8 protein-coding genes are annotated in these 8670 nt (G+C 74.2%); 6 read left to right on the top strand and 2 right to left on the bottom strand.

What is annotated here, in order from left to right; all coding sequences use genetic code 11:
- The first annotated feature begins 112 nt into the window (after window positions 1-112).
- Window positions 113-1774 (top strand): heparinase II/III family protein, encoded by a 1662-nt coding sequence (locus FAF44_RS50080; protein ID WP_237110556.1) that lies wholly within the window; start codon window positions 113-115, stop codon window positions 1772-1774.
- Here the strand turns inward: FAF44_RS50080 and FAF44_RS50075 are convergent.
- Window positions 1764-3218, bottom strand: coding sequence for an MFS transporter (locus FAF44_RS50075; protein WP_237110555.1), 1455 nt, complete (start codon window positions 3216-3218; stop codon window positions 1764-1766). The genes FAF44_RS50080 and FAF44_RS50075 overlap by 11 nt on opposite strands.
- A gap of 124 nt (window positions 3219-3342) precedes the next feature.
- Between FAF44_RS50075 and FAF44_RS50070 the strand changes: the two genes are divergently transcribed.
- The 3 genes from FAF44_RS50070 (at window position 3343) to bla (ending at window position 5293) form a co-directional block, all read left to right on the top strand.
- Entirely contained in the window at window positions 3343-3801 is a 459-nt protein-coding gene (locus FAF44_RS50070) for a MarR family winged helix-turn-helix transcriptional regulator (protein WP_237110554.1), read from the top strand.
- A 30-nt stretch (window positions 3802-3831) separates the two neighbouring features.
- A complete protein-coding gene (locus tag FAF44_RS50065; protein ID WP_237110553.1) occupies window positions 3832-4242 on the top strand; it encodes a hypothetical protein in 411 nt (136 codons plus the stop codon).
- 118 nt (window positions 4243-4360) lie between these two features.
- A complete protein-coding gene (gene bla, locus FAF44_RS50060; protein ID WP_237110552.1) occupies window positions 4361-5293 on the top strand; it encodes a class A beta-lactamase in 933 nt (310 codons plus the stop codon).
- Window positions 5294-5344: 51 nt separating this feature from the next.
- Here bla and FAF44_RS50055 read toward each other — a convergent pair whose 3' ends face one another.
- Complete coding sequence (locus FAF44_RS50055; RefSeq protein ID WP_237110551.1) at window positions 5345-6634, bottom strand: NAD(P)/FAD-dependent oxidoreductase; 1290 nt, start codon at window positions 6632-6634, stop codon at window positions 5345-5347.
- A 103-nt stretch (window positions 6635-6737) separates the two neighbouring features.
- Between FAF44_RS50055 and FAF44_RS50050 the strand changes: the two genes are divergently transcribed.
- Window positions 6738-7262 (top strand): GNAT family N-acetyltransferase, encoded by a 525-nt coding sequence (locus FAF44_RS50050; RefSeq protein ID WP_237110550.1) that lies wholly within the window; start codon window positions 6738-6740, stop codon window positions 7260-7262.
- A 76-nt stretch (window positions 7263-7338) separates the two neighbouring features.
- Window positions 7339-8670, top strand: a 1332-nt coding sequence (locus FAF44_RS50045) for an exo-alpha-sialidase (RefSeq protein WP_237110549.1), incomplete at its 3' end; no start/stop codon positions are given.

Genomic DNA, 8670 nt, shown 5'->3' with positions numbered 1-8670 from the left:
GCTGGGGGAGTTCGCGGTGGGCGAGGTGGAACGGCTGGCCGGCGGGCGTCCGCTAAGGGGCGCGGTAGGCGTCGCCGACCTGCACCGGATCGCCTGACCTGAGGAGGGGACCATGACCACGGCCTGCGGAGCACCGGACGAGCGGCTCGCCCGGCTGGTGCGCGAGATCCACGAGGAGGCGCGGCGCGCCCGCGCCACCCCGGCCCCCGAGCTGACCTTCGGCCTGTGGCGGCGCTTCGCCGACACCGGCGACCGCCTGGCCTACGAGCGCGCCTACTTCGAGCGCCGCCGGCGCCTGGCCGCGCTGGCGCTGGCCGCGCACCTCGACGACCGTCCCGACCCGGCCCTGGACGACCTGCTGTGGTCGGTGTGCGACGAGTACGCCTGGGTGCTGCCCGCCCACGAGCCGGGCGATCGCCCGCTCGACGCGTCCGTGGACCTGTTCGCCGCCGAGACCGGCCACGCCCTGGCCGAGATCGTCACCCTGCTGGCCCGCCACGTCGACCGAAGGGTCCGCGACCGCGTGCGCGAGCAGGTGGACCGCAGGCTGCTGCGCCTGCTCGACGCGGACGCGGCCCCCATGGGCTGGGAGTCGAGCCGGCACAACTGGGCCGCCGTCTGCGCGGGCGCGACCGGCCTGGCCGCCCTCGCCCTCGACTCGCCCCGGCTGCCCGCCCTGCTGCCCCGCCTGAGGCGGGCGATCGCGACGTTCCTGTCGGGCGCGGGGCCGGACGGCGCCTGCCTGGAGGGCCCCGACTACTGGGCCTACGGCTTCGGCTACTTCGTCTACCTCGCCGAGGCCCTGCGCGAGCAGACCGGCGAGGACCTCCTGGACGATCCGCACGTGCGCGCGATGGCCGCCTACCCGGCCCGGATCGACCTGGGCGACGGCGTCCGGGCGGCCTTCGCCGACTCCTCCGCACGCGGCGCGTACCCGGCCGGGCTGATCTGCCGCCTGGCCGATCGGCTCGGGGTGCCCGTGCCGTCCGCCGGCGACCCGTCCTTCCACGACGACGCCGGCTACCGCTGGGGGCACCTGAGCCGCACCCTGTGGTGGACGCGGGAGCAGGCGTCCCCGGCGCGCGCGGAGCCGTGCTCGTACCTGCCGGACGCCGCGATCGTGGTGGCCAGGGGCGCGGGCACGGCCTTCGCCGCGAAGGGCGGCCACAACGACGAGCCGCACAACCACCTCGACGCCGGCCACTTCGTGCTGCACGCGCACGGGCGGACGGTGCTGGACGACCTGGGCGCCCCCGAGTACACCCGCGACTACTTCCGCGAGGGCCGCTACGACGTCCCGCAAGCCTCGGCCGAGTGGCATTCGGTCCCGCTGCTCGACGGCGCCGCCCAGCTCCCCGGCCGCGAGCGCCGCGCCGAGGTGCTGGAGTGCGTCACGGCGGGCGGGGCCGTCACGTTCGCGCTGGACCTCACCGCCGCGTACGCCGGCCCGCACCGTCTCACCCGGACCTTCCACTGGCGCGCCGGGACGCTGGAACTCGTGGACGCCTTCGACCCCGCCGGCCCGGACGTGCTCGTGGAGGAGCTGTTCGTGTCGCGGGTGCGCCCGGTGCTGCGCCCCGGCCTGGTCGCGTGGGGGCCGGTCGAGCTGCGCGTGCCGGCGGGCTGGCGGGCGGCGGCCGAGAAGCGCGAGGTCCGCGGGCACGACGGCGCGGCCGAGACCGTCCACCGGGTCCGGCTGACGGCCCGCGTGCCCCGGGGCGAGCACCGGTTCGTCTTCACCACCGACCCTCGCGGCGGGGTGTTCAGGACTTGACGGTCTGCTGGGCGGGCGTCTCGTCCTCGGCGGGCCCGGCGGCGTGCCTGGCCTGGTGGCGGCGTCCCGGCAGCGTCATGGTGATCAGCGCGGCCGCCAGCGCCGCGCCGCAGCCGATCAGCATCCCCGTGCGGAAGCCGGCCTCGGACGGCAGCGCGTGCCCGCCGAAGTCGATGGTGAGCTGCGACAGGACGAGCCCGATCACCGCCGCCGACACGGTGGTGCCGATGGAGCGCATCAGCGTGTTGAAGCTGTTGGCCGCGCCGGTCTCGGACAGCGGCACGGCCCCCATGATGAGCGCGGGCATCGAGCCGTAGGCGAAGCCGACGCCGATGCTGATGACGCACGAGATGATCAGCGTGCCCCAGGTGGAGCCGAGCAGCGGCATGGACAGGCCGTACCCGAGCGCCATGACGAGGCTGCCGACGATCAGGGTGACCTTGGGGCCGCGCGCGGCCGACAGCCGGGCCCCCACCGGCGAGATGATCATCATCATCAGGCCGGCCGGGGCCATCCACAGGCCCGCGGCCAGCATCGACTGGCCCAGGCCGTAACCGGTGGCCGCCGGGAGCTGGAGGATCTGGATGACGATCAGCGACTGGGCGTACATGGAGAAGCCGACCACGATCGAGGCCACGTTCGTCAGCAGGACCTGGGGGCGGGCGGTGACGCGCAGGTCCACCAGCGGGTCGCGGACGCGCAGCTCCCACCAGCCCCACGCCGGCAGCAGCACCACCGCCGCCGCCAGCAGGCCCAGCGTGGTGCCGCTCGACCAGCCCCAGTCGGCCCCCTTGGAGACGCCGAGCAGCAGGCACACCAGACCGGTGCCGAGACCGAGCGCGCCGACCAGGTCGATGCGTCCCTTCGCCCTGGCGGGCGTGACCGGCACCAGCAGCCAGATCAGCACGGCCACCACGAGGCTCAGCACGGCCGAGCCCCAGAACAGCACCCGCCAGCTCGCGTACTCGGCGACCGCGGCGGACAGCGGCAGGCCGAGCGCCCCGCCGATCCCCATGGACGAGCTCATCAGCGCGATCGAGGGCCCCAGCCGGTGCGGCGGCAGCACGTCGCGCAGTGCGCTGATGCCCAGCGGGATCATGCCCATGCCCATGCCCTGCAGCCCCCGCCCGATGATCATCGGGGTCAGCGATCCGGCGAACGCGCAGATGACGCAGCCCACGACCAGGGGCACCGAGCAGATGAGCATCATCCGGCGCTTGCCGTACAGGTCGCCCAGCCGGCCCATCACCGGCGTCGTGACGGCTCCGGCCAGCAGCGTGACCGTGATCACCCAGGACGCGTTGGAGGCCGTGGTGCCCAGCAGCGACGGCAGCACGCCGATCAGCGGCACGACCAGGGTCTGGGAGAGTGAGGCGACGATGCCGGCCACCGCCATGACGGTGACGATGCCATTGGAGCGTGTGCCGGATTCCGGCTCTTCCACGCGGATCCCCCCTGTACTCGCGATGTTGGAAGCGACGTGCACTCTACACATAGTGTGTTACATGCACACATTGTGGGGGTTACACGGGATAGGCTGCCCCCATTCGGACAGAAGAAGGACCGGCATGGACAAGCTCACGCACCTGATCGAGTACGAGACCATGCTGCTCGGCCAGCATCGTCACCTCGACCGCAGCGCGTACATCCTGCTCAGTCGGATCCGGATGGAGGGCATGATGTCCATCGGCCAGCTCAGCGAGGCGTTCGGCCTCGACGTCTCCACCCTCAACCGGCACACCTCGGCACTGCTGCGGGCCGGCCTGGCCGAGCGCATCCCCGACCCGCAGGGCGGGATCGCCCGCAAGTTCCGCCTCACCGAGGAGGGCGAGCACCACCTCGACATCGAGCGTGCCAGGAACATCAACGGCCTGGAGAAGGTGCTCGCCGACTGGACGGCCGACGACGTCGCCGTCTTCGCCGCCTGCCTCAAGCGCTTCAACACCGACATCGAACGCCTCGGCGGACGCCCCTGGCCCCGTCCGGACCGCGCGACCGGCAGGACCAGGCAGAACACCGGCGTGTAGGGGTGCGCCCCGCGGGGTAGCCGTGGGCGCGTGAGTCACGAAGAGGAATTCGGCTTCGCCTTCGAGGACCGGTACCGCCCGCTGCTCGCCGCGCTCGGCATCCGTCCGGGCACCTGCCGGCTGACGCTGGGCGACGACCTGCTACGGGTGCGGTTCGGGCCGTGGCTGGTGCTGTCGCCGCGCGCCAACGTGACCGGCGCCGAGCCGTCCGGGCCGTTCTCGCCGCTGAAGGCGATCGGGGTGCGCGTCTCGCCGGCGGACGGCGGGCTCACCTTCGGCAGCAGCACCACGCAGGGGGTCTGCGTCTCCTTCCGCCGCTCGGTGTCGGGGAGCGAACCGCTCGGCGTGCTGCGCCACCCGGCGCTGACGGTCACGGTCGAGGACCCGGCCCGCCTGATCGGCCTGCTCACCCCGGACCTGGTGCCCGCCACGGCGTCCTGACCGGCCGTGATACGGGAACGGATATCGGCCGGACCCCGACCGCGCTATTGGACATCGCATGATCACCTCTGCTTTGCTCCTGGTCTCCGACGGACGACCGAAACAAGGACGATCTGACATGCGACTCAGCCGTGCCGCCGCCACCGTGCTGCGCGCGACCGCCCTGGCGATCTCCCTCATGGGCGGCGGCGCCCTGACCACCGGCGCGGCCCCGGCCTCGGCCGCGGTGCCGGCGATCCCGGCCGAGGCCAAGGCCAGGAAGGAGCTGCGCGCTCTGGAGGCGGCCTTCAGGGGCCGCATCGGCGCGTACGCCGTGGACACGGCCACCGGCAGGACCGTGTCGTACCGGGCGGGGGAGCGCTTCCCCATGCTGTCCACGTTCAAGGCGCCGCTGTGCGCGGCCGTGCTGCACCGGGCCCGCACCCGCGAGCCCGGCCTGCTGAACCGGCGCGTCACCTGGACGGCCGCCGACATGACGCCCAACTCGCCGGTCACCGCCAAGCACCTCAAGGACGGCCTGACGGTCTCCGAGCTGTGCGTGGCGGCCATCACCCAGAGCGACGGCACCGCGTCCAACCTGCTCATGGACCTGATCGGCGGGCCCGCCGGGCTGACGGCCTTCTTCCGCACGCTGAAGGACCCGGCCTCCCGCATGGACCGCCGGCACCCCGCGCTCAACGACTGGACCCCCAAGGACCGGCGCGACACCACCACGCCCGCCGCCATGGCCGGCGACCTGCGCGCGCTCGCGACCGGCGGCGCGCTGCACCCCGAGGACCGGCGGCAGCTCGTCTCCTGGCTGCGGGCGAGCAAGCTCGGCGCCGAGCGCATCCCCGCCGGACTGCCCGGCACTTGGACGATCGGCCACAAGACCGGCACCAACTCCGACGGCTTCGGCGGCGGCAACGACATCGCCGTCATCTGGCCCGGCAAGGGCGCCGCGCCCATCGTCATGGCCGTCTACACCAACCGCACCCCCGGCCTGCCCACCGACAACGCGACCATCGCCAGGACCGCCACCGTGCTGGCCCGCGCCCTCGGCACACGCTGATCGGCGACCTCGATCAGGCCGACGCCCGGCTCTGCGGCCGGACGATCGGCCTCACACCCGTGCGGCGCCCCGTCCCGCACGGGCGTACGCGGCCGCCGCGCGGCTCGGCGGCCAGAGGTCGCCGAGCACGGCGTGGGCCGCGCGCCGCCCCGAGACCAGCGCGCCCTGGAGCGAGCCGGTGTCGCGGTGGTCGCCGCACACGTACACCCCGGGCCGCACCCGCACCGGGCGGCGCAGCGGGAACGGCGGCGGCATCGCGGGCAGCGCCGCCGCGATCGGGTACGTGGCCACGTGCTCCCACGCGGTGGTGTCGCCGTAGATCTCGGTCAGCCGTTCGCGCACCCGGCGTTCGTCGGTCGTCACGCCCAGGACCGACGTGGAGACGAGCGCCCGCCCGTCGGCGGAGTACTCCGGAGCCGCGTCCGTCAGGACGATCGTGTCGGCGATCACCCCGGTGGCGTCGATGACCTGGATCGGCTCCCGCAGCGGCGAGCGGGGCGCGGCGTGGTAGAAGGTGGTCACCGCGCGCATCGGCGGCACCTCGATCTCGGGCAGCAGCCGCCCGGCGGACTCGGGGTCGGCGGCCACCACCACGGCCCGGCCGCCGATCGCGGTGCCGTCCGCGAGCCGCACGCCGTCGGACGCGACCTCGCTCACCCGGGCGCCGACGGTGACGGCGCCCGGCGGCAGCCGGTCGGCGAGCAGGCGCGGGATGCGTCCCATGCCGAGCGCGGGCACGCCGATCGTGCCGCGCGCGAACGAGCGCCAGAACAGGTGGAAGACCCGGCTGGAGGTCTCCAGGTCGCGTTCCAGGAGCACCCCGGCGAGGAACGGGCGCATCAGGCAGTCGATCATCCTGTCGGACATGCCCCAGGCGCGCAGTTCGTCGTCGGTACGCCGCTCCGGCCCGGCGCGCAGCCGCGACGCGGGCACGGCCATGTCGCGGGCGGTGACGGCGGCGAGCGCCGCCAGGTCGCGGGGCGTGCCCAGGCCGGACAGCGGCCCGCTCAGCGCGTGCAGCGGATGCCGCCACGGCAGCATCACCCTGGCCCGCGCGGTACGGCCCTGGACGAGCAGCCCCGAGGCGAAGGGCCGCAGGTCGAGCGCGCCGAGGTCGAGGACGCGGCGCGCCTCCGGATAGGCGGTGTTGAACACCTGGAAGCCGCGGTCCAGCCGGAACCCGCCCACGACGTCCGTGCGCACCCGCCCGCCGACGTCGTCGGACGCCTCCAGCACCCGTACCGGCATGCCGGCCTCGTGCAGCCACAGCGCGCAGGCCAGCCCCGCCGGCCCGCCGCCGACGACGATGACGGCCTCGCGCGTCTCCCGATCACGATCCATGAGCAGCCCCATACCCCGCGTCAGCCCAGCTCAGACGCGTGCGGCCGGGCCGGGTGGACGGCTCGGTTGACCGGCGGTGAAGGACTCGGGTAGGTATGGCCGGATGATCGAGTTACGCGCGTTCGAACCCGCCGACGCCGAGGAACTGATCGCGTGGGTCACCGGCCCGGAAGCGTTGGTCACCTGGTCCGGCAACTCCGGCTTCACCTGGCCCCTGCGGGCCGAACAGCTCGCGGCCTTCCACGCCTCCGACCCCAGCCGCCGCGCCCTCATGGCCGTGGCCGCCGGCGGGGCCCCGGTCGGGCACTTCATGCTCCGCACCGAGCCGCCCGGACGTTCGGTGCGGCTCGGCATGGTCCTGGTCTCCCCCGAGGTCAGGGGACGCGGAGTCGGCCGGGCCATGCTGGAGGCCGCGCTCGGCGCGGCCTTCGCCGAACCCGCCGTCCAGGAGGTCAACCTGGGCGTCTACACGCGCAACGAGGGCGCGGCCCGCCTGTACGAACGGCTCGGCTTCCGCCGCGGGCACACCGAGCCCAGGGCCACGCGGGTCGGCGGCGAGTGGTGGCCGTCGACCACGATGACCCTGCCCCGCGCCACCTGGCGACCCCACCGGCCGGCCGGCCGGTGACCCGGTCGCCGGGAGGCGCTTGTTCTCGGATCTTGTCACATCGGACGTCGTACCTTCCGGAACGGAGAACGGGCTGATGCAAAGGGTGATCCGCGGTGACCGGCGGCCACGTCGTTCCGCCCCGCGGGCGGCGATGACGGTGCTGGCGCTGATCGCGGCGCTGGTGGTGGCGGCGCCGCCGTTACCCGCCGGAGCCGCGCCGATCCCCGGCGGGCACGCGAACGTGTTCGTCAACGGGGAACGAGAGGCCGGGGCCTCGGCCGCGTACGCGTGCTTCCGCGCTCCCGGCGTGGTGCGGGCCGGGGACGGCGGCCTGCTGGCCTTCGCCGAGGCGCGTCTCGGCGACTGCGCCGACTCCGCTCTGGGTGACATCGTGCTGAAACGGTCCGCCGACGGTGGCCGGACCTGGGGCGCGCTGCAGGTGCTCGCCAGGCACAGCGCGACGCCGCGGACGTTCGCGCACAACGCCGTGCCGATCGTCGACACCACCACGGCCCCGCCTCGGGTGGTGCTGCTGTACTCCGAGAACTACGACCGCGTCCATGTCCGTACCAGCGACGACCACGGCCTCACGTGGGACGAGCGCAGGACGATCACCAGGGACGTCTGGAAACCCGCCTGGGGAGCCTGGCAGGAGGGCTCGGCGGACTCCCCGGGCCAGCTCGCCACCGGCCCCGCGCACGGCATCCAGCTCACCGGGGGCGCCCGCGCCGGCCGCCTGGTGGCGGGCATGACGGTCCGGCTCGCCCCGGGGCGCTACCGGGACGACCCGCTCGGCGGCGCGCTGATCTACAGCGACGACCACGGCCGCACCTGGCGGGCCGGGGCCTCCTCGCACGGCGCCGAACCGGCGATCGGCGCGCAGGAGCTGAGCCTGTTCGAACGCGGCGACGGCAGCGTGTTCGTCGTGGCGCGCAACGAGGAGGGCACGGCGGCCACGGTGGACCGGGCCGCGTACGCGATCTCCCGCGATCAGGGCGAGACGTTCGAGACCGACTTCGCACTGCTCCCGCCGCTGGGGCTGCCCTCCATGGGCGTGCAGACCTCCACCCTGGCGCTCAGGGCCAAGGGCCGCGACGGCTACGACCGGGCGCTGCTGGCCGCCCCGGCCGGCGCGAAGCGGGAGGACCTCACCATCCGCTCCTCCTTCGACGGGGGCCTCACCTGGCAGGAACCCCAGGACGGGGCCCTGGTACGCGACGGCATCTCGGCCTACTCCGACCTGATCGACCTGGGCGGCGGCACGTACGGCGTCATCTACGAGGGCGGAAACACCGCTCAACACGAGTTCGTCAGGTTCGCCACGTTCACCGAGGCCGACCTCGACCTGCCGGACGACGCGGCCGGCCTGAGCGCCGACCAGCGCACCGGCGCGCTGCCCACCACCGCCCCCGACCAACTGCACCTG

Origin of the sequence: Nonomuraea sp. MG754425 (assembly GCF_021699195.1) — a bacterium.
Classification (GTDB): Bacteria; Actinomycetota; Actinomycetes; order Streptosporangiales; family Streptosporangiaceae; genus Nonomuraea.
The sequence above is the reverse complement of the archived record's forward strand: the minus strand, read 5'-3'. Positions and strand labels throughout refer to the sequence as shown.

Bases quoted from the DNA above. Each gene is read 5' to 3' on its own strand.
- FAF44_RS50080 (WP_237110556.1), top strand. From the start codon at position 113: ATGACCACGGCCTGCGGAGCACCGGACGAGCGGCTCGCCCGGCTGGTG.
- FAF44_RS50070 (WP_237110554.1), top strand. From the start codon at position 3,343: ATGGACAAGCTCACGCACCTGATCGAGTACGAGACCATGCTGCTCGGC.
- bla (WP_237110552.1), top strand. From the start codon at position 4,361: ATGCGACTCAGCCGTGCCGCCGCCACCGTGCTGCGCGCGACCGCCCTG.
- FAF44_RS50055 (WP_237110551.1), bottom strand. From the start codon at position 6,634: ATGGATCGTGATCGGGAGACGCGCGAGGCCGTCATCGTCGTCGGCGGC.
- FAF44_RS50050 (WP_237110550.1), top strand. From the start codon at position 6,738: ATGATCGAGTTACGCGCGTTCGAACCCGCCGACGCCGAGGAACTGATC.